Origin of the sequence: Rhodococcus sp. AH-ZY2, assembly GCF_030916465.1 — a bacterium.
Lineage (GTDB): Bacteria > Actinomycetota > Actinomycetes > Mycobacteriales > Mycobacteriaceae > Rhodococcus > Rhodococcus ruber.
Genome location: NZ_CP126458.1, coordinates 2,862,897 through 2,886,253, shown reverse-complemented (window position 1 = coordinate 2,886,253; position 23,357 = coordinate 2,862,897). Strand labels below are relative to the sequence as shown.

General features: G+C 69.9%; 22 protein-coding genes. 16 read left to right on the top strand and 6 right to left on the bottom strand.

From position 1 onward, the window contains the following. Positions 1-7 precede the first annotated feature (7 nt). Together moaA and QNA09_RS14285 are read left to right on the top strand one after the other, a co-directional pair. A complete protein-coding gene (moaA, locus tag QNA09_RS14290) occupies positions 8-1,069 on the top strand; it encodes a GTP 3',8-cyclase MoaA (protein ID WP_010594648.1) in 1,062 nt (353 codons plus the stop codon). Beyond that, a complete protein-coding gene (locus QNA09_RS14285; RefSeq protein WP_010594647.1) occupies positions 1,062-1,322 on the top strand; it encodes a MoaD/ThiS family protein in 261 nt (86 codons plus the stop codon). Before moaA ends, QNA09_RS14285 begins: the two co-directional genes overlap by 8 nt. Before the next feature lie 30 nt (positions 1,323-1,352). Here the strand turns inward: QNA09_RS14285 and nadE are convergent, their stop codons facing one another. Further along, the gene (nadE, locus tag QNA09_RS14280) at positions 1,353-2,192 is read right to left on the bottom strand and encodes an ammonia-dependent NAD(+) synthetase (protein WP_010594646.1); all 840 of its coding nucleotides are present in this window, start codon (positions 2,190-2,192) and stop codon (positions 1,353-1,355) included. Between the two features lie 75 nt (positions 2,193-2,267). On the opposite strand from nadE, the gene QNA09_RS14275 reads away from it, so the two are divergent. Beyond that, on the top strand, positions 2,268-3,041 hold the full coding sequence (locus tag QNA09_RS14275) for a fructosamine kinase family protein (protein ID WP_010594645.1): 774 nt from the start codon (positions 2,268-2,270) through the stop codon (positions 3,039-3,041). Continuing rightward, positions 3,038-3,586: a nucleosidase gene (locus QNA09_RS14270; RefSeq protein ID WP_010594644.1), complete on the top strand. Its 549-nt coding sequence runs from the start codon at positions 3,038-3,040 to the stop codon at positions 3,584-3,586. The genes QNA09_RS14275 and QNA09_RS14270 overlap by 4 nt, the downstream gene beginning before the upstream one ends. Before the next feature lie 9 nt (positions 3,587-3,595). Here the strand turns inward: QNA09_RS14270 and QNA09_RS14265 are convergent, their stop codons facing one another. Continuing rightward, positions 3,596-4,387, bottom strand: coding sequence for an META domain-containing protein (locus tag QNA09_RS14265; RefSeq protein WP_026137785.1), 792 nt, complete (start codon positions 4,385-4,387; stop codon positions 3,596-3,598). 5 nt (positions 4,388-4,392) lie between these two features. After that, positions 4,393-5,022 (bottom strand): TetR/AcrR family transcriptional regulator, encoded by a 630-nt coding sequence (locus QNA09_RS14260; protein ID WP_010594642.1) that lies wholly within the window; start codon positions 5,020-5,022, stop codon positions 4,393-4,395. An 87-nt stretch (positions 5,023-5,109) separates the two neighbouring features. On the opposite strand from QNA09_RS14260, the gene QNA09_RS14255 reads away from it, so the two are divergent. From QNA09_RS14255 to nrdF, 8 genes are all read left to right on the top strand, one after another. Then, entirely contained in the window at positions 5,110-5,670 is a 561-nt protein-coding gene (locus QNA09_RS14255; protein ID WP_010594641.1) for an NAD(P)H-dependent oxidoreductase, read from the top strand. Between the two features lie 140 nt (positions 5,671-5,810). Beyond that, complete coding sequence (locus QNA09_RS14250) at positions 5,811-6,359, top strand: 2Fe-2S iron-sulfur cluster-binding protein (RefSeq protein WP_010594640.1); 549 nt, start codon at positions 5,811-5,813, stop codon at positions 6,357-6,359. After that, positions 6,356-7,345, top strand: coding sequence for a xanthine dehydrogenase family protein subunit M (locus tag QNA09_RS14245; protein ID WP_010594639.1), 990 nt, complete (start codon positions 6,356-6,358; stop codon positions 7,343-7,345). Before QNA09_RS14250 ends, QNA09_RS14245 begins: the two co-directional genes overlap by 4 nt. After that, positions 7,342-9,456, top strand: coding sequence for a xanthine dehydrogenase family protein molybdopterin-binding subunit (locus QNA09_RS14240; protein WP_010594638.1), 2,115 nt, complete (start codon positions 7,342-7,344; stop codon positions 9,454-9,456). The genes QNA09_RS14245 and QNA09_RS14240 overlap by 4 nt, the downstream gene beginning before the upstream one ends. A 193-nt stretch (positions 9,457-9,649) precedes the next feature. Continuing rightward, a complete protein-coding gene (locus QNA09_RS14235) occupies positions 9,650-9,880 on the top strand; it encodes a redoxin NrdH (protein ID WP_003936942.1) in 231 nt (76 codons plus the stop codon). 70 nt (positions 9,881-9,950) lie between these two features. Then, positions 9,951-10,379: a class Ib ribonucleoside-diphosphate reductase assembly flavoprotein NrdI gene (gene nrdI, locus QNA09_RS14230; RefSeq protein ID WP_010594637.1), complete on the top strand. Its 429-nt coding sequence runs from the start codon at positions 9,951-9,953 to the stop codon at positions 10,377-10,379. 91 nt (positions 10,380-10,470) lie between these two features. Next, entirely contained in the window at positions 10,471-12,636 is a 2,166-nt protein-coding gene (gene nrdE, locus QNA09_RS14225; RefSeq protein WP_029540053.1) for a class 1b ribonucleoside-diphosphate reductase subunit alpha, read from the top strand. Positions 12,637-12,680: 44 nt separating this feature from the next. Next, on the top strand, positions 12,681-13,688 hold the full coding sequence (gene nrdF, locus QNA09_RS14220; RefSeq protein WP_017680839.1) for a class 1b ribonucleoside-diphosphate reductase subunit beta: 1,008 nt from the start codon (positions 12,681-12,683) through the stop codon (positions 13,686-13,688). A gap of 73 nt (positions 13,689-13,761) precedes the next feature. Here the strand turns inward: nrdF and QNA09_RS14215 are convergent, their stop codons facing one another. Beyond that, positions 13,762-14,823, bottom strand: a complete 1,062-nt coding sequence (locus tag QNA09_RS14215; protein WP_010594634.1) for an ABC transporter substrate-binding protein — start codon at positions 14,821-14,823, stop codon at positions 13,762-13,764. Positions 14,824-14,854: 31 nt separating this feature from the next. Further along, the gene (locus QNA09_RS14210) at positions 14,855-15,844 is read right to left on the bottom strand and encodes an ABC transporter substrate-binding protein (protein ID WP_010594633.1); all 990 of its coding nucleotides are present in this window, start codon (positions 15,842-15,844) and stop codon (positions 14,855-14,857) included. A 258-nt stretch (positions 15,845-16,102) separates the two neighbouring features. Between QNA09_RS14210 and ctaD the strand changes: the two genes are divergently transcribed. The 3 genes from ctaD (at position 16,103) to QNA09_RS14195 (ending at position 20,096) form a co-directional block, all read left to right on the top strand. Beyond that, positions 16,103-17,857, top strand: a complete 1,755-nt coding sequence (gene ctaD / locus QNA09_RS14205) for a cytochrome c oxidase subunit I (protein WP_308071958.1) — start codon at positions 16,103-16,105, stop codon at positions 17,855-17,857. Positions 17,858-18,031: 174 nt separating this feature from the next. Beyond that, positions 18,032-19,246 (top strand): phosphoserine phosphatase SerB, encoded by a 1,215-nt coding sequence (gene serB, locus QNA09_RS14200; RefSeq protein WP_017680837.1) that lies wholly within the window; start codon positions 18,032-18,034, stop codon positions 19,244-19,246. A 76-nt stretch (positions 19,247-19,322) separates the two neighbouring features. Further along, positions 19,323-20,096 (top strand): peptidyl-tRNA hydrolase, encoded by a 774-nt coding sequence (locus tag QNA09_RS14195; protein ID WP_051009418.1) that lies wholly within the window; start codon positions 19,323-19,325, stop codon positions 20,094-20,096. Here QNA09_RS14195 and glgX read toward each other — a convergent pair whose 3' ends face one another. Next, entirely contained in the window at positions 20,097-22,265 is a 2,169-nt protein-coding gene (glgX, locus tag QNA09_RS14190; RefSeq protein ID WP_374121861.1) for a glycogen debranching protein GlgX, read from the bottom strand. It abuts the gene before it with no gap. Positions 22,266-22,307: 42 nt separating this feature from the next. On the opposite strand from glgX, the gene QNA09_RS14185 reads away from it, so the two are divergent. Then, positions 22,308-23,141: an ABC transporter ATP-binding protein gene (locus tag QNA09_RS14185; protein ID WP_026137783.1), complete on the top strand. Its 834-nt coding sequence runs from the start codon at positions 22,308-22,310 to the stop codon at positions 23,139-23,141. Positions 23,142-23,357: the final 216 nt, after the last annotated feature.

The following is a 23,357-nucleotide window of genomic DNA, read 5'->3' as shown; positions in this document are numbered from 1 at the left end:
AGGCCCGATGACGGCGGTGCACGTGGGGATCCCGGCGGTGCGCCCTGCCGCGGCCGACGACGTCTCCGACCGGCCCGACACCCCCGTGCTGCTGGACCGGTTCGGGCGCGTCGCCCGCGACCTGCGGGTGTCGATCACCGAGAAGTGCTCGCTGCGGTGCACGTACTGCATGCCCGAGGAGGGTTTGCCGGCGATCCCGCGGGAGCGGCTGCTCAGCGCCGAGGAGATCGTCCGTCTCGTGGCCGTCGCGGTGCACCGGCTCGGTATCCGGGAGGTCCGCTTCACCGGCGGCGAACCGCTCATGCGGCGGGACCTCGAGCGGATCGTCGCCGGGTGTGCCCGTGCCGTCCCCGGCATCCCGCTGGCGGTGACGACCAACGCGGTCGGTCTCGCCCATCGTGCCCAGGCGCTGGCGGAGGCGGGCCTGACCCGGGTCAACATCTCCCTCGATTCGGTCGACCGCGCGCGGTTCGCGCAGCTGACCCGGCGTGACCGGCTCGATTCGGTGCTGGACGGGATCCGCGCCGCCAAGGCGGCGGGGTTCGCGCCGGTGAAGGTCAATGCCGTGCTGATGCCGCAGACCCTGGACGGGGCTACGGACCTGCTGGCCTGGTGCCTCGACGAGGGCGTGCAGCTGCGGTTCATCGAGCAGATGCCGCTCGACGCCGACCACGAGTGGGCCCGCGCGAACATGGTCCCCGCGCAGCGGCTGCTCGACGTGCTGGCCGCCCGTTTCTCCCTCACCGAGGTGGGGCGCGAGGATCCGTCCGCGCCGGCCGAACGCTGGGCGGTCGACGGCGGGCCCGCGACGGTCGGCATCATCGCGTCGGTGACCCGGTCGTTCTGCTCCGACTGCGACCGCACCCGCCTGACCTCGGAGGGCACCGTGCGCTCGTGCCTGTTCAGCGACCGGGAGACCGATCTGCGGGCGGCGCTGCGCGGCGGGGCGGGCGACGACGAACTCGCCGCGCTGTGGCGCGGCGCGATGTGGAACAAGTGGGCCGGGCACGGCATCGACGCGGCGGACTTCACGCCGCCGCAGCGCAGCATGGGAGCAATCGGTGGCTGAGACGACGACGGGTATCGAGGTGCGGTATTTCGCCGCGGCGGCGGATGCGGCCGGGGTGGAGAAGGAGACGGTGGCGTTGCCGCCGACGGCGGACCTGGGCGCGCTGAAGGCGGCGCTGGTCGACCGGCACGGCGCCGAGATGGCGCGCGTGCTGTCGGTGGCGGCGTTCCTGGTCGACTCCGAACTCACCCGTGACCTCGGACGCGCCGCCGGCCCGGCGGTCGACGTGCTGCCCCCGTTCGCCGGCGGCTGACGGGATCGCCCGCCCGGTGCCGGGTGCCCGTCAGCGCCACCAGGTGTCGAGCGGCGACACCGGCACGGTCCGCTTGTGGCGGGTGTTCAGGTACGTCCGTTCGAGCTTCTCGGCGAGCGCCGGGGTGACGTCCTTGCCCTCGAGGTAGTCGTCGATCTCCGCATAGGTCATACCCAGGGCCACCTCGTCCGGAAGGGCGGGCCGATCCTCCTCGAGATCCGCGGTCGGGACCTTCTGCCACGTGCTGTCGGGAGCCCCGAGTTCGCGGAGCAGGGCCGCGCCCTGCCGCTTCGTCAGGCCGGTGAGCGGGGTCAGGTCCACCCCGCCGTCGCCGTGCTTGGTGAAGAACCCGGTCACCGCCTCGGCTGCATGATCGGTCCCGACGACCAGAAGCCCGAGCTGACCGGCGATCGCGTACTGCAGGATCATCCGCTCACGGGCCTTGATGTTGCCCCGCACGAAGTCGCTCAGCTGCGACCCGTTGCCGTAGATCTCGTGCATGGCCTGCCCGGCCTCGGCGGCGGAGGCATCGGCACCGGGCTTGACGTTGATCCGCAACGAGCGGTCGGGGCCGATGAATTCCATCGCGACCTGCGCGTCGTGCTCGTCGGACTGTTCGCCGTAGGGCAGTCGCACGGCGACGAACTCGGCCTCGTGGCCCTCCGCGCGCAGTTCCTCCGCGGCGAGCTGGGCGAGGCGGCCGGCGAGTGTGCTGTCCTGGCCGCCGCTGATGCCGAGAACGAATCCCTTGGCGGAACTCGACACGACGTAGTCCTTCAGGAACTGCACGCGGGACCGGATCTCCGCCTGGGGGTCGATCGTCGGCCGGACGCCGAGTTCCTCGATGATCTGCGCGCGAAGGTTCGTCATCGTTCGAACCCTAGCGGGACGTCCGGCGGTGTGCTCGGGTGACATGCGCGGCGCGCGGCGGGCACACTCGTGACGATGAGCAGCGACCTCTTCCGCAAGCACCGGGCCGGGGCCCACCCCGACTTCTTCCGGGCAGAGGCCGCAGGGCTGGCCTGGCTCGCGGCCGCGGGCATGTCCGTCGTCGCCGTCCGCGAGGTCGCGGCGGACCACATCGATCTCGAGCGGTTGACCGAGGTGGCCCCCAGCGTCGCCGCGGCCCGGGGGTTCGGTGCGCGCCTCGCCCGCATGCACGCTGCGGGCGCCGGCGGGTTCGGTTGCCCACCGGACGGATTCGACGGCCGGCTGTTCATCGGCAAGCGCCCGATGAGCAGCACCGTCCACGCGAGCTGGGGCGAGTTCTACGTGGCGGAACGGGTCGCGCCGTTCCTGCGGATCGCGGTCGACGCCGGCAGCGTCACCGCGGCGCAGCTGCCGGACATCGAGCAGGCCTGCGCGCGCGTCGCCGCCGGCGAGTTCGACGACGACGAGTCGCCCGCCCGCCTGCACGGTGACCTGTGGAACGGCAATGTGCTGTGGACCGCCGCGGGTGTGGTGCTGATCGACCCGGCGGCGCACGGCGGTCACCGGGAGACGGATCTGGCGATGCTGGAGTTGTTCGGCTGCCCCCACTTCGACGAGATCGTCGCGGCCTACGACGCCACGTGCCCGCTGCGCGAGGGGTGGCGCGAGCGCGTGCCGATGCATCAGCTGCATCCGCTGGCGGTGCACGCGGCGGGCTACGGTGCAGGGTACGGGCGGGCGCTGCACCGGGCGGCGCTCGCGACCCTCGCGCTGGGAGAGAAGAGTTGACCGAGATCCTCGTCGTCGCCGCCACGAAGTCCGAGGCAGCGCACGTCCCGGCGCGCTACGAGACGGTGATCACCGGCATCGGCAAGGTGCACGCAGCCGTCGCGGTGACCGAGGCGCTGGCCCGGCACCGGCTCGGGACCCCGCCGACGGTGGTCAACATCGGGACCGCCGGCGCGCTGCACGTGCACCACGGCGGGCTCTACCTGCCGTCGGCGGTGATCAACCACGACATCAGCAGCGAGGTGCTGCGCAGCCTCGGCTATCCGGTCGAGGACGTACTCGAACTCGACGACGGCGACGGGACGGTGCTCGCCACGGGCGATTCCTTCGTCTCGGACGCGCAGGTGCGTGACGCGCTCGCCGCCCGCGCCGACCTCGTCGACATGGAGGGTTTCGCGATCGCTCTCGCCGCGTCCCGCATGGGCGCGCCGTGCCGGCTGGTCAAGCACGTCAGCGACCACGCGGACGAGACCGCGCTGGACTGGCCGGCCAGGGTCGACGCCAGCGCCCGCGAACTCGCGCAGTGGCTGGTGGAGCGGTACTGAACCGGCTCGTCAGCGCGCGGTGTACCCGAGACCGGTGACGCCGTCCGCGGCGGTCAGTCGCATCTGCGCGCCCTCGACCGTGTAGCGCACCTCGCCCGACAGCACGGCCAGGACGGCCGACTCGATGTCTGCGAGCTCCGGGTCGGGGCACGCCGCGCGGGTGGTGGCCAGCGGCCCGAACGTCAACGCGGTGTCTCCGACGGCGGCGTTGCCCGTGAACCGGTTGCAGCCGGTGCTGCCCGAGACCGTGCCGTCGGCGGCGACGGTCAGCGTGGGCGCGGCCTTCTCGAGGACCCGGGAGGTCGAGACCGCGGTGGCCGTGACGAGCTCGGTGAGCACCCACTGCGTGCCCACGACGGGACGGTCCGGGTCGGCGACCGTGCGGTCGAGCAGTGAGACGGACACGTCGCCGCCGTCGAGGGTCAGCACGTCGCCGTCGAGGTGCCAGCGCGGCTGCGCGGCGAACAGGTCGGACAGCCAGGTGTCGGCGCCGTCGATCGGCGGCGGGCACGACATGAGGGTGCTGGCGAGCCGATCGGCGCGCAGCACCCCGTCGGCGAGATCGACCGCGCCCACCGACCGGTTGCAGCCGGCGGTCGCGGCGATCCGGCCCGACTCGGGGAACTCCACGACGAGGGGTCCGCCGCCGGGAATCGGTGGGCCCGACACCGCGGTGGAGACGAAGGCGCGTCCCGTGAGCACGGCGGGGTCCTGGGGCGCGGTGGCGGCGCCGTCGCCCGCGCAGGCGGCCGTCGTCGCCGCCAGGGTGAGGAGCACCGAGAGCCCGAGCGTCCGCAGCATGCCGGTCACCGTACCGTCCGCCCGGCGGCGGCCGGTGCCGTGACGACACGGCGCGCGAGGTCCGCCCACCCGTCGGCGAGCCGGTCGAGCGAATACCCGAGATCGCGCCACTGATGCAGGACCAGGGTGGCCTCGAGGGGGGCGAACAGGGACTGGGCCAGCAGCGGCAGGTCGCCGTCGACCCCCGCGGTGCGCAGCAGGAACTCGATGTGGGTCAGGCTCACCGCGCGCGCCGGGGCGTTGAACCGGGCTTCGGCGGAGCTCTCGGCGGCCCGCAGCACCTCGCCCTGCACCTCCACGAGGCGGATGCGGGCCCGGCCGAACGCGACGAGCCGGTCGACGGGATCGGCGCCGGGGCCCAGGGGCGGGGGACCGGTGAGGAACTGCCGCTGCAGTGCCTGTTCGGAGTGGTCGAGCAGGGCACGCATGAGTCCCGCGCGGGAGCCGAAGCGCCGGAAGACGGTGCCCTTGCCGACCCCGGCGCGGGCGGCGACGGCATCCATCGTGACCGCGTCGACGCCGCGTTCGGCGACGAGGAGCGAGGCCGCCTCGAGGAGCCGGCGCCGGTTGCGGGCGGCGTCGCATCGTTCGACGCTCTCGTCCCCGGCGAGCGGCAGTAGCGGAATGTCCACCACGTCACAGTACCGCCCGGGAACATAAGTGGACCGCAGTCCGTTTATAGTGGCGTCAGACCCGGACACCCGAATCGAAGGAACACTCCCATGTCCCAGACCCGCGTTCTCGCTCTCGTCGGCAGCCTGCGCTCCGCCTCCGTCAATCGCCGCCTCGCCGAGACCGCGGCCGCCGTCGCGCCGCAGGGTGTCGAGGTCGCCGTGTACGAAGGCCTCGCCGAGGTGCCCTTCTACAACGAGGACCTCGACGGCGAGCCGGGCGCGCCCACCGCCGCCGAAGCGCTGCGCGTCGCGGCGAACGAGGCCGACGCCCTCCTGCTCGTCACCCCCGAGTACAACGGCACCATCCCCGCCGTCCTCAAGAACGCCATCGACTGGCTCTCCCGCCCGTACGGCGCCGGTGCCCTGGCCGGCAAGCCCGTCGCCGTGATCAGCGCCTCGCCCAGCGGCAACGGCGCCAAGTGGGCGCTCGAGGAGACCGTCAAGGCGCTCGGCATCGCCGGCGGCCGGACCGGCCTGCAGCTGTCCATCGCCGGCACCCTCGACAAGTTCGGCGACGCCCACCCGAAGGAGAACGCCGAGGTCGCCGGGCAGATCTCCGCGCTGCTCTCCGAGCTTGCCGCCGCGCGTCGCGAGCTCGTCGACGCCTGACCCGATCACGCCTCGGACGGCCCCGGACCGCGCGCGGTCCGGGGCCGTCGGTGTCTGTGCCCGATTCCCGTCCGCGGCCGTGATTGCCGGGGCATGCTGCGGGGAATACCTCGCCAGTCCCCATCGCGACGGAGGAGCCCATGGCGCACGAGAGCGACAGTCCCGGCGAACACGAGCACACGATCACCCTGCGCGTCGACGGCCGTGAGCGCCGCTGCACCGTCGACGTGCGCACCACGATCCTCGACGCCCTGCGCGACCGGCTCGGGATCTACTCTCCGAAGAAGGGCTGCGACCACGGTCAGTGCGGCGCGTGCACGGTCCTGCTCGACTCCCGGCGCATCGTGAGCTGCCTGTCGCTCGCAGTCGCCCACGACGGCGCCGACGTCGTCACCGCCGCCGGGATCTCGGACGACGGGCCGTCGCACCTGCCCCAGGCGTTCGTCGAATGCGACGCGTTCCAGTGCGGCTACTGCACGCCGGGCCAGATCTGCTCCGCTGTCGGCATGTTCGACGAGATGGCCAAGGGTGCCCCGAGCCACGTCACCGCGGACCTCACCCAGGATCCCGAGCCGACCGACGACGAGATCCGCGAACGCATGAGCGGAAACCTGTGCCGCTGCGCGGCCTACCCGAACATCGTCGAAGCGCTCCGGCACGTCGCGCGCGGGGAAGGACACTGCTCGTGAAGACGTTCCGCTACGAGACGCCCGCCGATCCCGCCGCCGCGGTTGCCGCGGTCGCCGGCCACCCGGGCGCCGCCTACCTCGCCGGCGGCACGAACCTGGTGGACCACCTCAAACTCGGGGTCACCGCGCCCGACGTGCTCGTCGACGTCTCCCGTCTGCCGCTCGACGTCGTCGCGGAGACCGCAGAGGGCGGGCTGCGGGTGGGCGCCAACGTGCGCAACAGCGACCTGGCCGCCCACCCGATCGTCCGCCGTCGGTACCCGGTCCTGGCCCGGGCCCTGCTGGCCGGGGCGTCCCCGCAGCTGCGCAACATGGCCACCACCGCCGGCAATCTGCTCCAGCGCACCCGCTGCGTGTACTTCCGGGACCCGTCGACCCCGTGCAACAAGCGCGCCCCGGGCAGCGGCTGCACCGCACTCGGCGGCTACACCCGCTACCACGCCGTCCTCGGCGCCTCCGAACACTGCGTCGCCACCCATCCGTCGGACATGGCGGTCGCGCTGCTCGCGCTCGACGCCGAGGTGACGGTGCTCGGCGCGCAGGGGGAGCGGTGCGTTCCCGTCGAGCAGCTCTACCGGCTTCCCGGCGACAGCCCCGAGCGCGACACGGTGCTCGAGCGCGAGGAGCTGATCCTGCACGTCGAGATCCCCGCCCCCGAGGGCGCCGTCTCGACGTACCGCAAGGTGCGCGACCGGGCGTCGTACGCGTTCGCACTCGTCTCGGTGGCGGCGGATCTGACGATCGTCGACGGGCTGATCACGGGATGCCGCGTCGCTCTCGGCGGCGTCGCGCACCGGCCGTGGCGCGCCCACCGCGCCGAGCACGTCCTGCTGGGCAGCGCCCCCGGCGACGCTGTCTTCGCCGCGGCCGCCGACGCGGAACTCGCCGATGCCCGGCCCCTCGACGGCAACGAGTTCAAGGTGCCGCTGCTGCGCCGCACCCTCGTCTCGGTGCTGCGCGAACTCACCTCGGAGGCAGTCGCATGACCCCCTCGGCCCAGCGCCCGATCGGCACGTCGACGGCGCGGGTGGACGGCCCGCTCAAGGTGGCCGGCGCCGCGCCCTACGCGTACGAGCATCCGTTCGACGACCCCGCCTACCTCGTCCCGGTCACGGCGACCGTCGCGCGGGGAACGGTGACCCGCGTCGAGACCGCCCAGGCGCTGGCCCTGCCCGGCGTACTCGCCGTTCTCACCCCGTGGGATGCGCCCCGGCTGGCGGACACCTCGGAGGCCGAGTACGCGGTCCTGCAGGACCCGGCCGTCGCCTTCCGGGGGGAGATCGTCGCCGCCGTGGTGGCCGAGACACCCGAGATCGCCCGACACGCCAGCGAACTGGTGCAGGTCGAGTACGAGTCCGCACCACACGACGTCGCGTTCCGGCCCGATCATCCGCGCAGTTATGCCCCCGAACAGGCCAACGGCGGCTATCCCACCGACTCGGAGCAGGGCGACGCCGCGGCGGCCGAGGTCGCGGAGCGCGACGGCGTCGTGGTCGACGGCTGGTACTCCACACCCGAGGAGCACAACAACCCGCTCGAACCGCACACCGTCGTCGCGGTGTGGTCCGGGGAGTCGTTGACGCTGTACGACTCCACGCAGAGCACCCACGGCGTCGTCTCCACCCTGGCGCCCGTGCTGGGTCTGCGCCCCGAGCAGATGCGGGTGATCAGTCCCTACGTGGGGGGCGGTTTCGGCTCGAAGGGGGCGCCGCACGCCCACGACGTCGTGGCGGCGATGGCGGCGCGCCTGCTGCCCGGCCGGGCGGTCAAGTTCGCGGTGTCCCGGCAGGACATGTTCGGCTACGTCGGGTACCGCCCGCCCACCGTCTCGCACGTCCGGTTGGTCGCGAGCCGGGAGGGGCGGCTCGAGGCGGTGGTACACGAGGCCTTCTCGCAGTCCTCGCACGTGCGTGAGTACGCGGAGCAGACGGCGGTGTCGTCGCGGGGGATGTACGCCGCGCCGTATCGGCGTACCTCGCACCGCATCGTCGCCCTCGACGTGCCTGCTCCCTACTGGATGCGGGCACCGGGGGAGGCGCCGGGGATGTTCGCGGGGGAGGTCGCGATGGACGAGCTCGCGGTGGCGTGCGGGCTGGACCCGATCGAACTGCGCGTGCGCAACGACCCGCCCGTCGACCCCGAGTCCGGACGTCCGTGGTCGTCGCGACGGCTGGTGGAGTGCCTGCGTGAAGGTGCGCGGGTGTTCGGCTGGGATCCGGCCGACCGCACCCCCGGCACCCGCCGCGACGGCCGGTGGCTCGTCGGCACCGGAGTCGCGGCAGCGAGCTATCCGCACCTGCTCAACCCCGGCACCGAGGTCGCGGTCCGCCACGACGGTGACGGTCGCTACACCGTGCGCACGGGCGCCGCGGACATCGGGACCGGTGCGTGGACCGCGCTCACGCTCATCGCGGCCGATGCGCTCGGATGCGGACCCGAGGACATCCACCTCGAGATCGGTGACTCGGCCCTGCCGAACGCCACGGTCGCCGGCGGGTCCTCCGGCACCTCGTCGTGGGGCACCGCGATCGTCGCCGCGGCCCACGCCTTTCGCAAGCGGCACGGTGACCGGCCGGATCCGGGCGCCGAGGCCTCGGCGACGGCCGAGGAGAACCCCGCCCTCGAGCACTACCGAATCCAGTCGTTCGGCGCGCATTTCGCCGAGGTGCGGGTGGACGTCGACACCGGCGAGATCCGGGTGCCGAGGATGCACGGTGTGTTCTCGGTGGGGCGGGTGGTCAACCCCCGCACCGCACGTTCGCAGCTGATCGGCGGGATGTGCTTCGGCATCTCCATGGCGCTGCACGAGGAGAGCATCCGCGATGCCCGCACCGGGCACGTGGTCAACCACGATCTGGCGGAGTACCACATCCCCACCCATGCCGACATCGGTGACGTGGACGCGACCTGGCTCGACGAGGACGACCTGCACGCGACACCGATGGGGTCGCGCGGGGTCGGGGAGATCGGGATCGTCGGTAGCGCGGCGGCGGTCGTCAACGCCCTGTGGCACGCCACCGGGGCGCGGGTACGACGGCTGCCGGCGCGCCTCGAGGACGTGCTCCCGCACCTGCCCGACAGCGCTGCGGGCGAGTGACGACCTGGGAATATCAAGGCTGTAACTCACAACATCTCGCGTTCTATGATTCTGTCGGCCACTAGGTGTAGTGTCTAGAGCGCTGGAAGGCTTGATCGTTTCCGGTCCCTCGGGGAAGCGGGATCGCAGTGGTACGACGGGCCTCGAGGCACTGCTGTGCAGTCAGTCGTCAGGTTGCCGAAAAGGGGAAGCCATGAACATCACCGTCTACACCAAGCCTGCCTGCGTTCAGTGCAATGCCACCTACCGGGCCCTCGACAAGGCCGGTATCGAGTACTCCGTCGTCGACATCTCGGAGAACCCCGAAGCGCGGGACTACGTGATGGCCCTCGGTTACCTGCAGGCCCCCGTGGTGGTCGCCGGCGACGAGCACTGGTCGGGCTTCCGCCCGGACCGGATCAAGGCCCTCGCCGTCGCTGCCTGACCCCGTCGCGAGCCGACCCACCGCCCCTGCGGCCGGTCGCCGGACCCGAGCGAAGTGATGTGAGACATCCATGACCTCGTTGGTGTACTTCTCGAGCGCATCGGAGAACACGCACCGATTCGTCCGGCGACTGGGGTTGCCGGCCACCCGGATCCCGTTGCACGACCGGGACGGCGCCTTCGAGGTGCACGAACCGTACGTGCTGATCCTGCCGACCTACGGCGGTGGCACCACCGCAACTGGCCGGGACACGAATTTCGTGCCCAAGCAGGTGATCCGGTTCCTCAACAATCCGCACAACCGTGCGCTGATTCGCGGGGTCATCGCCGCCGGCAACACCAACTTCGGCGAATCCTATTGTTACGCCGGGGATGTGGTTTCCCAGAAGTGCAAGGTTCCGTACCTCTACCGGTTCGAACTCATGGGTACCGCCGAGGACGTCGAGCGCGTCCGGGAGGGCCTGACGCAGTTCTGGGCGCAGTCGTTGCAGTCGGCCTGACCGCGACCCCACCCGTCCACTCCATCAACGCTGCGCCGCCGTCGGGCTACGGGCGCGGCGAACCCGTCTACTCACAGTGGGAGCAAGCACCGTGACCGTCACCGATGCCGCGCCGGCAGCGAGCGCCAAGATCGACGAGTCCCTCAAGGGCCTCGACTACCACGCGCTCAACGCGATGTTGAACCTGTACGGACCCGACGGCGAGATCCAGTTCGACAAGGATGTCGCCGCCGCCCGCCAGTACTTCCTGCAGCACGTCAACCAGAACACGGTGTTCTTCCACAACCTCGACGAGAAGCTCGACTATCTCGTGGAGGAGAACTACTACGAACCCGAGGTGCTCGAGCAGTACTCCCGGCCGTTCGTCAAGCAGCTCTTCGAACACGCCTACTCGAAGAAGTTCCGTTTCCCGACGTTCCTGGGCGCGTTCAAGTACTACACCTCGTACACGCTCAAGACGTTCGACGGCAAGCGCTACCTCGAGCGGTTCGAGGACCGCGTCTGCATGGTCGCGCTGACCCTGGCCGCCGGCGACGAGCAGCTCGCGACCCACCTGGTCGACGAGATCATCTCGGGCCGGTTCCAGCCCGCGACCCCGACGTTCCTCAACTCCGGCAAGAAGCAGCGCGGCGAGCCCGTCTCCTGCTTCCTGCTGCGGATCGAGGACAACATGGAGTCGATCGGCCGCTCGATCAACTCGGCGCTGCAGCTGTCCAAGCGCGGCGGCGGAGTCGCATTGCTGCTCAGCAACATCCGCGAGCACGGCGCGCCGATCAAGCAGATCGAGAACCAGTCCTCCGGCGTCATCCCCATCATGAAACTGCTCGAGGACTCCTTCTCCTACGCCAACCAGCTCGGGGCCCGCCAGGGCGCCGGCGCGGTGTACCTGCACGCGCACCACCCCGACATCTACCGATTCCTCGACACCAAGCGCGAGAACGCGGACGAGAAGATCCGCATCAAGACCCTCTCGCTGGGCATCGTCGTCCCCGACATCACGTTCGAGCTCGCGAAGCGCAACGAGGACATGTACCTGTTCTCGCCGTACGACGTCGAGCGCATCTACGGAGTGCCGTTCGCCGACATCGACGTCACCGAGAAGTACTACGAGATGGTCGACGACAAGCGCATCCGCAAGTCGAAGATCAAGGCGCGCGAGTTCTTCCAGACCGTCGCGGAACTGCAGTTCGAGTCCGGCTACCCGTACATCATGTTCGAGGACACCGTCAATCGGGCCAATCCCGTCAAGGGCAAGATCACCCACTCGAACCTGTGCTCGGAGATCCTGCAGGTCTCCACACCCTCCACCTTCAACGAGGACCTGTCCTACAGCCATGTGGGCAAGGACATCTCGTGCAACCTGGGATCGCTCAACATCGCCAAGGCGATGGACTCGCCGGACTTCGCGCACACCATCGAGGTGGCGATCCGGGCGCTGACCGCCGTGTCGGACCAGACCCACATCTACTCGGTGCCGTCGATCGAGCAGGGCAACAACGACTCCCACGCGATCGGGCTCGGGCAGATGAACCTGCACGGCTATCTCGCCCGCGAGCGCATCTTCTACGGCTCCGAAGAGGGCGTCGACTTCACGAACATCTACTTCTACACCGTGCTCTACCACGCGCTGCGCGCGTCGAACCGGCTCGCCATCGAGCGGGGTGCGTACTTCAAGGGCTTCCCCGAGTCGAAGTACGCCTCGGGCGAGTTCTTCGACAAGTACACCGACCAGGTATGGGAGCCGGCCACCGCCCGCGTGCGGCAGCTCTTCGCCGACGCCGGCGTGGCGATTCCCACGCAGGACGACTGGCGCGCGCTGAAGGCGTCGGTCCAGGAGCACGGCATCTACAACCAGAACCTGCAGGCCGTGCCGCCCACCGGGTCGATCTCGTACATCAACAACTCCACCAGCAGCATCCACCCGGTGGCGTCGAAGATCGAAATCCGCAAGGAAGGCAAGATCGGTCGCGTCTACTACCCGGCTCCCTACCTGACCAACGACAACCTGGAGTACTTCCAGGACGCGTACGAGATCGGGTACGAGAAGATCATCGACACCTACGCGGCGGCCACCCAGCACGTCGACCAGGGCCTGTCGCTGACGTTGTTCTTCAAGGACACCGTCACCACCCGCGACGTGAACAAGGCGCAGATCTACGCCTGGCGCAAGGGAATCAAGACGCTGTACTACATCCGGCTGCGGCAGATGGCGCTCGAGGGCACCGAGGTGGAGAACTGCGTGTCCTGCATGCTGTGACGAATCTTGCCGGTACACATCGAAACTCAGGTAGGGAAAGACAGATGACCTCCGCACCCCGCGCGCATTCGCCGTCCCACGGCGCCCACGTCAAACTCGTCGACCGTGTCTCGGCGATCAACTGGAACCGCGTTCCGGACGAGAAGGACTCGGAGGTGTGGGACCGTCTCACCGGCAACTTCTGGTTGCCCGAGAAGGTTCCGGTGTCCAACGACATCCCGTCGTGGGGCACGCTCACCGAGTACGAGCAGGAACTGACCATGCGGGTGTTCACCGGTCTGACCCTGCTCGACACGATCCAGGGCACCGTCGGCGCCGTGTCGCTGATCCCGGACGCGGTGACCCCGCACGAGGAGGCGGTGCTCACCAACATCGCGTTCATGGAGTCGGTGCACGCCAAGTCGTACTCGAGCATCTTCTCGACGCTGTGCTCCACCCGCCAGATCGACGACGCGTTCCGCTGGTCGGAGGAGAACGAGAACCTGCAGCGCAAGGCTCAGATCGTCCTCGACTACTACCAGGGCGACAGTCCGCTCAAGCGCAAGGCCGCTTCGACCCTGCTCGAGTCGTTCCTGTTCTACTCGGGCTTCTACCTGCCGATGTACTGGTCGTCGCGGGCGAAACTGACCAACACGGCGGACATGATCCGGCTGATCATCCGCGACGAGGCGGTGCACGGCTACTACATCGGCTACAAGTACCAACGCGGACTCGAGCAGATCACCCAGGCCGAGCGCGACGAGCTCAAGGACTGGGTCTTCGAGCTGCTCTTCGAGTTGTACGACAACGAAACCCAGTACACCGCAGACCTCTACGACGAGGCCGGCCTCACCGAGGACGTCAAGAAGTTCCTGCGGTACAACGCCAACAAGGCCCTGATGAACCTCGGCTACGAGGCGCTGTTCCCCAAGGACGAGACCGACGTCAACCCGGCGATCCTGTCCGCGCTGTCGCCGAACGCCGACGAGAACCACGACTTCTTCTCCGGGTCGGGCAGCTCGTACGTGATCGGTAAGGCAGTCGTCACCGAGGACGAGGACTGGGACTTCTGATCCCCCACCCGCTGTGACCGAATGTCACATGGGTTCGATGTGATCGAACCCATGTGACATTCGGTCGTCGGGCTCAGTTCGAGTAGCCGTTGAGGGTGTTGCGTACGTCCGTCAGAACGGCTTTCGCGGCCACCGGGCCGGGCGTGGACCACACGAGGTCGTCCACTGCGAACAGCCGGCCGTCGGTGACCGCCCCGAGGTCGAGCCAGGCCTCGGAGTCCATCACCTCACTGCCGTGTGCGACGCCGTCCTCGCCGGCGAATCGGACGTAGATCAGGTCGCCCTCCGCGGCGGCCGGGTCGTCCTCGTCGAGCGGGGCGGCGGCACTCCCGTCCTGCACACCGAACCGCTGTGCGGGCGGGCGCGCGACGCCGGTGTCGGCGAGGACCTGGCCGGCGAACGACGCGGTGCCCTCGACGACCGCGCCGTCACCGGTGAACCGCACGATCGACGCCTGGGTCTGTGACGCGGTCGTCGCCGTGCCCACGTCCGTTGCGGTGGCGCGGTAGTCGTCGAGCACTCGGCCGGCCGCCTGTGAGCGCCCGAGTGTCTCTGCGGCGCGGAGGAACTGCTGCCGCCAGAACACCGGATCGGAGCCGACGAGCACCGTCGGAGCGACGTCGCCGAGGCGGCGGTAGAGCTCCGGGTCGGCCGAGGAGCCGAGGATCAGATCGGGCTCCGCACCGTCGATGAGCGCGACGTCGGGCGCCGACGTCGCGCCCACCGAGGGCAGTTCGGCGATGCCGGTGCCGAGGTACTCGGCACGGGCGACGTCGGTGGTCGTGCCGACCACGCGCTCCCACAGGCCCAGTGCGCACACCGCGTCCATCGCGGCAGCGTCGAGGACGACGATCCGCTGCGGGTCGACGGGCACCTCGGAGATGCCGCCGGTGTGGATCACCGATCGGGTGCCGCCGGCGGGCTGGCCCGGATCGAGGGGACTGGGTAGCGCGCACGCGGTCGTGGTGTCGCGTTCGATGCCGACGACGGCAGCCCCGGCGATGCGGGTGGTCGTGCGCACGATGCTGCTCGCCGGATCGTCGGTCGTCTCCGCGCATCCCGCCAGGCCGAGTGCCGCCACGGCAGTGAGGGCGACGGTGCACGTGACGGCGCGGGACCGGGACGCTGCGGGCATACGACCACTCCTGTCTAGGGGACGGTCCAGGTTAACTGGTGTGCGGATCGACCCCGAAAGCCTCGGCGAGGTCGTCGAGGATCTTGTGCGCGCCCTGGACGGACACCGGCGTCATCCAGAGGCTGTCGTCCACGTCGACCTTCCGGCCGCGCAGGTTCTGCCACAGCGGATTGGACAGGAACGGCTGCGCCGCCGCCTCGGACTTGCCCTCCCCGTCGCGGTACATGCTGACGAAGATCACATCCGCATCCGCCTCGCCGATGAGTTCGGGGCTGATCGCATTCATGATGCTGCTCGGATCGGCCGGATCGGGTCCCTGGCTCGCGGGCCGGGCCAGGCCGGCATCCTCGAGGACGATGCCGCTGAACGACGTGGTGCGGTAGAGGCGGGCGGTGGGCTCGCCGGCGAAGCGGACCACCGAGACGGTGGGGTTGCCGGCCGTGGCGTTGATCTCGTCGCCGATGGCTTTCGCCCGGGCCTCGTAGTCGGCGATCTTCTGCTCGGCGAGGTCCTCCTTGCCGAGGGCTCGCGCGGCGAGCCGGATGTTGTCCTTCCAGGTCGGTCCGGTGCTCTGGGAGAACACCGTCGGTGCGATGGCGGACAGCTTGTCGTAGTTCTCGCCGTCGCGCACGTCCGCGGACAGGATCAGATCGGGCTGCAGAGCGGCGACCTTCTCGAGACTCGCATCGGACACCGCGCCGACCGACGTCGCGTCCGCGGCGAACTGCTCGCGCGTGTCACCGAGGTAGTCGGGCAGGCCCTCGGTGCGGTAGTCGACGTAACCGACGAGTTCGGATTCGAGGAGCAGCGTCGCATCCGCATAGCTGGTGTCGAGCGCGACGACCCGAAGCGGCGGGGAGTCGAGAGTGGTCGTTCCGCGGAAGTGCTCGACGGTACGGGGGAAGCCCGCGGTGGCCGGGGCCTGCTCGGCCGTCTCGCCGGAGGAGCAGCCGGCGAGCAGCACGGCCGTGAGGGTCGTCGCGAGCGCGGCGATGCCGCGGCGCAGGGGGAGGGGGTGCACGGTGAACCTCGTCTCTCGGGACCTTCATACTTAGGAGACGCTTACCTTATGTCCTGGAGGAAACGGGAGGTGCGGGGGGTGGTGGACGGCCCCCGGGTTGCGTGGGTCACAGACCCCCGTGGGTATGCTCGAGGGCCGAGTACGACACTGAGTAGGACCCGGTGAGCGTGCGGTGGTCGCACCGTCTACGATTCGATCAGCGCAAGCCAGAGAACGTTCGCCTCGCACTGCGAGTCGAGCGCGCAATCAGGAGGATTAGTGACTGCCGTAGCGCCCCAGCCAGTCCCGGAGATAGCTGCAGCGAGGCCGTACCCGCCGCGGCAGGGACCCAAGGGCTCGTTCTTCTACAAGATGATCACGACCACGGATCCCAAGATGCTCGGGATCATGTACATGGTCACCTCGTTCGCGTTCTTCCTCATCGGCGGCGTGATGGCTCTGCTCATCCGCACCGAACTCGCGGTTCCGGGTCTGCAGTTCCTGTCGAACGAGCAGTACAACCAGCTGTTCACCATGCACGGCACGATCATGCTGCTGATGTACGCGACCCCGGTCGTGTTCGCCTTCGCGAACTACATCCTGCCGCTGCAGATCGGCGCCCCCGACGTCGCGTTCCCGCGCCTGAACTCCTTCAGCTACTGGCTGTACCTGTTCGGCGCCACGATCGTGACCGCCGGCTTCATCACCCCCGGTGGTGCGGCCGACTTCGGCTGGACCGCGTACAGCCCGCTCACCAGCGAGCTGCACTCGCCCGGCGTCGGCGGTGACTTCTGGGTCCTCGGCCTCGGTGTGATGGGTCTGGGCACCATCCTCGGTGCGGTCAACTTCATCACCACCGTGGTGTGCCTGCGCGCCCCCGGCATGACCATGTTCCGGATGCCGATCTTCACCTGGAACATCCTCATCACCAGCGTGCTGATCCTCCTGGCGTTCCCGCTGCTGACCGCTGCGTTCTTCGGCCTCTTCGTCGACCGCCACCTCGGTGGGCACATCTTCGACCCCGCCAACGGCGGTGTCATGCTGTGGCAGCACCTGTTCTGGTTCTTCGGTCACCCCGAGGTGTACATCATCGCGCTGCCGTTCTTCGGCATCGTCTCGGAGATCTTCCCGGTCTTCTCCCGCAAGCCGATCTTCGGCTACACCGGCCTGGTCTACGCGACCCTGGCGATCGCGGCGCTCTCCATCGCGGTGTGGGCGCACCACATGTACGCCACCGGCGCCGTGCTGCTGCCGTACTTCTCGTTCATGACGTTCCTGATCGCGGTGCCCACCGGCGTGAAGTTCTTCAACTGGATCGGCACCATGTGGAAGGGGCAGCTGACGTTCGAGTCGCCGATGCTGTTCTCGGTCGGGTTCATCGTCACCTTCCTGTTCGGCGGCCTGTCCGGCGTCATCCTCGCCAGCCCGCCGCTCGACTTCCATGTCCACGACTCGTACTTCGTCGTCGCGCACTTCCACTACGTGCTCTTCGGCACCATCGTGTTCGCCACCTACGCCGGCATCTACTTCTGGTTCCCGAAGATGACCGGGCGCATGCTCGACGAGCGCCTCGCCAAGTGGCACTTCTGGCTGACCTTCGTCGGCTTCCACACCACGTTCCTGGTGCAGCACTGGGTGGGCAACGAGGGCATGCCGCGCCGCTACGCCGACTACCTGCCGTCGGACGGGTTCACCACCTTGAACATCGTCTCGACCGTCGGTGCCTTCGTCCTCGGCGCCTCGACGCTGCCGTTCCTGTGGAACGTGTTCAAGAGCTACCGGTACGGGCAGGTCGTCACGGTCGACGACCCGTGGGGCTACGGCAACTCCCTCGAGTGGGCTACCACCTGCCCGCCGCCGCGGCACAACTTCTACGAGCTGCCGCGCATCCGCTCCGAGCGCCCCGCGTTCGAGCTGCACTACCCGCACATGGTGGACCGCATGCGTGCCGAGGCCCATGTCGGCCCGGGCAGCAACAAGCACAACCATGTGGCGCTGAGCGAGGGTGCCGAAAGGACCCCCGCCGACCGCTGATCCGTACCCCGGATCGACGCCTCCCGAGGCCCCGCCCGTCCCCGACGGGCGGGGCCTCGCGCGTTCTGCCGAGGGGACCCCTGCTCACTCGGCACCCCGTTCACCTGCCACAATGAGTGGGCAAGTGCCGCGACTGACGAAGGATCGGAGACGTAGGTGGCGTCTGACACCGCGATGCTGGTGACTGTGACGGGGCCGGACCATCCCGGCGTGACCTCGGTGCTCTTCGCGGCGCTCACCCGGCACGACGTCGATCTGCTCGACGTCGAGCAGGTCGTGATCCGCGGCCGGCTCACCCTCGGGGTGCTCGTCTCCTGCCCCGCAGATCCCGACGCGCTGCAGGACGAGATCGAGGCCGCCATGGCGACCATCGGCATGCACGCCCAGGTCCAGACCGGTGTCGAGCCGGGTATCGGCTCGTCCGTGTCCACACACGCCCTCGTGGTCCTCGGCAGCCCCGTCAGCGCCCGGGCCCTGCGCTCGGTGGGCCGCGAACTTGCACGGCAGGGCGCCAACATCGACTCCATCCGGGGAATCGCCGACTACCCGGTGACCGGACTCGAACTCATGGTCACCGCCGCCGACCCCGGTTCCGAGGCCGACGCCCGACTGCGGGCCGGGCTCGCCGAGCTGGCCGCCGGCCTCGAGGTCGACATCGCCGTGGAACGCGCCGGTCTCGCCCGTCGCTCGAAGCGGCTGATCGTGTTCGATGTCGACTCCACCCTCGTCCAGGGCGAGGTGATCGAGATGCTTGCCGCACACGCCGGCGTGGAGGACAAGGTCCGCGCTGTCACCGAGGCAGCCATGCGCGGCGAGATCGACTTCACCGAGTCGCTGAACCAGCGGGTCGCCACCCTTGCCGGCTTGCCCGCATCGGTCATCGACGAGGTCGCCGAGAACCTCGAACTCACCCCCGGTGCCCGGACCACCATCCGCACACTGCGGCGTCTCGGGTTCCGCTGCGGCGTCGTCTCCGGGGGCTTCCGCCAGGTCATCGACGGTCTCGCCCACGAACTCGAACTGGATTTCGTCCGGGCCAACACCCTCGAGATCGTCGACGGCAAGCTCACCGGCCGCGTCGTCGGTGAGGTGGTGGACCGGGCCGCCAAGGCGCGCGCCCTGCGGGAGTTCGCCGCCGAGGCCGGCGTGCCGATCGAGCAGACCGTCGCCGTCGGCGACGGCGCCAACGACATCGACATGCTCGGAGCGGCCGGACTCGGCATCGCGTTCAACGCCAAGCCGGCGCTGCGTGAGGTCGCAGACACGGCTCTGTCCCACCCGTACCTGGACGCGGTGCTGTTCGTCCTCGGCGTCACCCGCGACGAGGTCGAGGCCGCCGACCGGGTCGACGGCACCCTGCGCCGCGTGCCCCTCGACACCGGTGCCTGAAACCACCGCACCGCACGGTGCCGATGTCGTGGCTCGCCACGGTGCCGATTTCGTGGCTCGCCACGGTGCCGATGTCGTGGCTCGCCCCGGTGCCGATGTCGTGGCTCGCCACGGTGCCGATTTCGTGGCTCGCCACGGTGTCCTCGCCCGGGGCTACGGGCATCGACCCGACCCGGACGACCCGGGGGCGGTGCTCGCGATGCCGATCGTGCTGCACATCCCCAAGCAGGACCCGCCTGCCCGCAGCGCACTCCTCGAGGCCGCTGCGATGGCGACGGTCGCGTTGTGCCTGGATCCGCGCGTCGGGACCGGACCGGAAGGCGAACCGGGACCGTGGCGCGAGCCCTATCTCGCGTGGACCGACGCGCGAATCCGCAAGGTCAGCCGCCGCGCCCGCGGCGCTCAGTGGCGCGCCGCGCAGGAGGTCGACGGAATCACCGTCGAACACCGCGGTGCGCAGGCCCGGGCGCTGGTCCCCGGACCCGTGGGACACCTGGATCCGCGCATCTCGCGGTTGCAGATCGGGGGCACGGACCTGCCACACGACACTCCGGACGATCCGCCCGCCGGCGTTCCGGTGCTGTGGATCGATGCCGCGCTCGACATGACGGTCGGGAAGGCCGCGGCGCAGGTCGGCCACGCCGCGATGCTGTTCGCCGGCGCCCTCGACGCCGAGCATGCCGGCGCCTGGGCCGAATCCGGTTTCGTGTGTGCCGTGCGTGATGCCGACCCCGTCCGGTGGCGGCACCTGACGAAGCGGGTCGCGGACGGCACGGCCGTGGCGGTGCGCGACGCCGGATTCACCGAAGTGGCTCCGGGGTCGGTGACGGTGATCGCCGTCCCGGGCTGATCACTTCGTGATCCGGAACACGAGCAGGGTCGGCCCCGTCAGGGGCAGCGTCGTGCCGGCGGGCAGCGGTGTGAGGTCCGCCGGTTCGCCGTCGACGGAGCTCGAGTCGAAGACACACACCATATCGCCGCGATACCACTCGGCCCGGCCGAGTGTGACGGCGGCGGGTCCGCCCGCGTGGAGCACGAGCAGACCGCTGCTGTCCGCCAGCGGAACGCCCGCGCGGGTGACCGTGCCCAGCTGCGAGCCGTCCACCCACGCCTGCAGCGTCCGCCGGTCTTCGTCGAGCCAGTCCGCGTCCTGCAGTTCTCGCCCGTCCGCGCCGAACCACACCAGATCGGGGTAACCGACCTGACGGGCCCGACCGTCGAAGAAGCGGCCCTGCCGCAGCACCGGGACCACCTTGCGCAGACGCAGCGCCTGCCGCACGAACTCCACCAGGTCCCGGTCCGCGTGCTCCCAGTCGAGGGGCCAGGCGTCGCGGACCGGGACGTCGGCAGGCACACAGTAGGCATTGTTGTTGCCACCCTGGGAGTGCCCGAACTCGTCCCCGGCGAGCAGCATCGGGGTACCGGTCGACAGCAGCAGAGTCGCGAGGAGCGCACGCACGTGCCGGGCGCGAGCAGCCACGACGAGGGGGTCGTCCGTGGGTCCTTCGACGCCGTGGTCGACGGATTCGTTGTTGTCACTCCCGTCACGGCCCTGCTCGCCGTTGGCCTCGTTGTGCTTGCGGCGATAGCTGACGAGGTCGGACATCGTGAAGCCGTCGTGCGCCGTGACGAAGTTGATCGACATCCACGGTCGGCGGGTGTGCCGGCCGTAGAGGTCCTCCGAGCCCGCGAGCCGGGAGGCGACCTCCCGAATTCCCGCCCCGCGTGCCCAGAAGCGCCGTACCGAGTCGCGGTAGCGGTCGTTCCACTCCGACCACTGGGGACCGATGTTGCCGAGCTGGTAGCCGGGCAGGGTCGCGTCCCAGGGTTCGGCGATCAGCTTGAGCCGGGTGAGGACAGGGTCGGTGGTGATCGCGGTGAACACTGCCGCGCGCGCGTCGAAGTCGCCGCCCCGAGGGCGGGCCAGTGCACTGGCGAGGTCGAACCGGAAGCCGTCCACGCCCATTTCCGTCGCCCAGTACCGCAGGCTGTCGCAGATCATCCGCACCGCCACCGGGGAACTGCCGTCGACGGTGTTGCCGCAGCCCGTCAGATCGATGTCGTGGCCGGTGGCATCGAGGAGGTAGTAGCCGGGTGCGTCGAAGCCCCGCCAGGACACGTGCGGGCCGTCCACCGACCATTCGCAGGTGTGGTTGTAGACCACGTCGAGGATCACTTCCAGTCCCGCCTCGTGCAGCGTGTCGACCATCGTCCGGAACTCCGCGATCTCGTTGCCGGGAGTGGTCGCGTAGCCGGGGTGCGGTGCGAAGTACGACGCGGTGGAGTAACCCCAGTGGTTGCGCATGCCGCGGACCCGTACTGGTGGCTCGGTGAGGAAGGCGTGCACGGGCAGCAGTTCGACGGCGGTGACACCGAGGCCGACCAGGTGGTCGAGGACGGCGGGCGCCGTCAGCCCCAGATAGGTGCCACGCCACTGTTCGGGGACGTCGGGATGGCGGGCGGTGTAGGAGCCGACGTGCAGTTCGTAGATCACCGTCTGCTCCCACGGCGTGCCCGGCCGGTGGTACCGGGACCCGGCGGGGGTGTCGGTCACCACCGACAGCGGTGTGTGGCCCAGCGAGTCCACGGTCGACGCCTCACCGAACGGGGTGCGTTCGTAGCCGAGGAGGCGGCTCATGTCGCCGATGTCGCCGGTCAGCTGCCGACCCCACGGGTCGAGCAGCAGCTTGTGCGGGTTGGCGCGGAGCCCGGTCCGGGGCTGCCACGCGCCGTGCACGCGGTATCCGTAGCGCTGGCCCGGGCGGACTCCCGGCACCTCACCGTGCCAGACGCCGTACGTCTTGTCCGGCAGGTCGATGCGGTCCTCGCGACCCGTGTCGTCGATCAGGCAGAGCTGGACGCGGCTGCCGTGGGGTGCGTGCACCGCGAACCGGGTCCCGTCGTCGCCGGGGAAGGCGCCCAGAGGAAAAGGACCGGCGCCGGACCGGGCGACGGCAGGACCCGCCGGCGGCTCGCCGGGTACCGGTGAAGGGTGCGGAGGGGGCGAGGGGTACGACACGGAAGTGATCCTGCCGTGAACCGGGCTCGCGCGTACGCAAAGATGGTCGGCGTGGCCAAACCTGATCCCGATCTGCTCATCGAATTCGACGACGTGCTCGTACGGCGGGGCGGCAACGTCCTCGTCGGTCCCGTGTCCTGGAAGGTGGAACTCGACGAACGTTGGGTGATCCTCGGGCCGAACGGAGCGGGCAAGACGTCGCTGCTGAGGATCGCTGCGGCTGAGACGTTCCCCACATCGGGGACGGCGCACGTGCTGGCGGAGACGTTCGGGAAGACCGACCTGTCCGAGCTGCGACCGCGGATCGGGATGTCGTCGTCGGCGCTGGCGAACCGTGTCCCGTCCGACGAGAAGGTCGTGGACCTGGTGATCTCCGCGGGGTACGGCGTGCTCGGGCGCTGGCGCGAGCGGTACGACGAGGTGGACAGTGCGCGTGCCGTGGAGATGCTCGAGAGCCTCGGCGCCGAGCATCTGGCCGACCGCACCTACGGCACCCTCTCCGAGGGGGAGCGCAAGCGTGTCCTCATTGCCCGCGCGTTGATGACAGACCCGGAACTGCTGTTGCTCGACGAGCCTGCGGCCGGCCTGGATCTCGGGGGGCGTGAGGAACTCGTGGCTCGGCTCGGAGTACTGGCGGCCGATCCGGACGCTCCGGCCATTGTGCTGATCACCCATCACGTGGAGGAGATCCCGCCGGGCTTCACCCACGCGATGCTCCTCAAGGAGGGGCAGGTGGTCGCGCAGGGCCTTCTCGACGACGTGATCACGGGCGAGAACCTCAGCGAGGCGTTCAGTCAGGCGATCGCCCTGGACAAGGTGGACGGCCGGTTCTTCGCCCGCCGCAGGTACCAGCCCGGGCGGCACCGCCGCGCGTAGCGGAGCGGAGCCGTGGCCAGGCGGCACCGCCGCGCGTAGCGGAGCGGAGCCGTGGCCAGGCGGCACCGCCGCGCGTAGCGGAGCGGAGCCGTGGCCAGGCGGCACCGCCGCGCGTAGCGGGGCGGAGCCGTGGCCAGGCGGCACAGCCGCGCGTAGCGGGGCGGAGCCGCGGCCGAAAGCACGGCCGCGCGTCGTGGGGTGGCGCCGGCAGGTGGA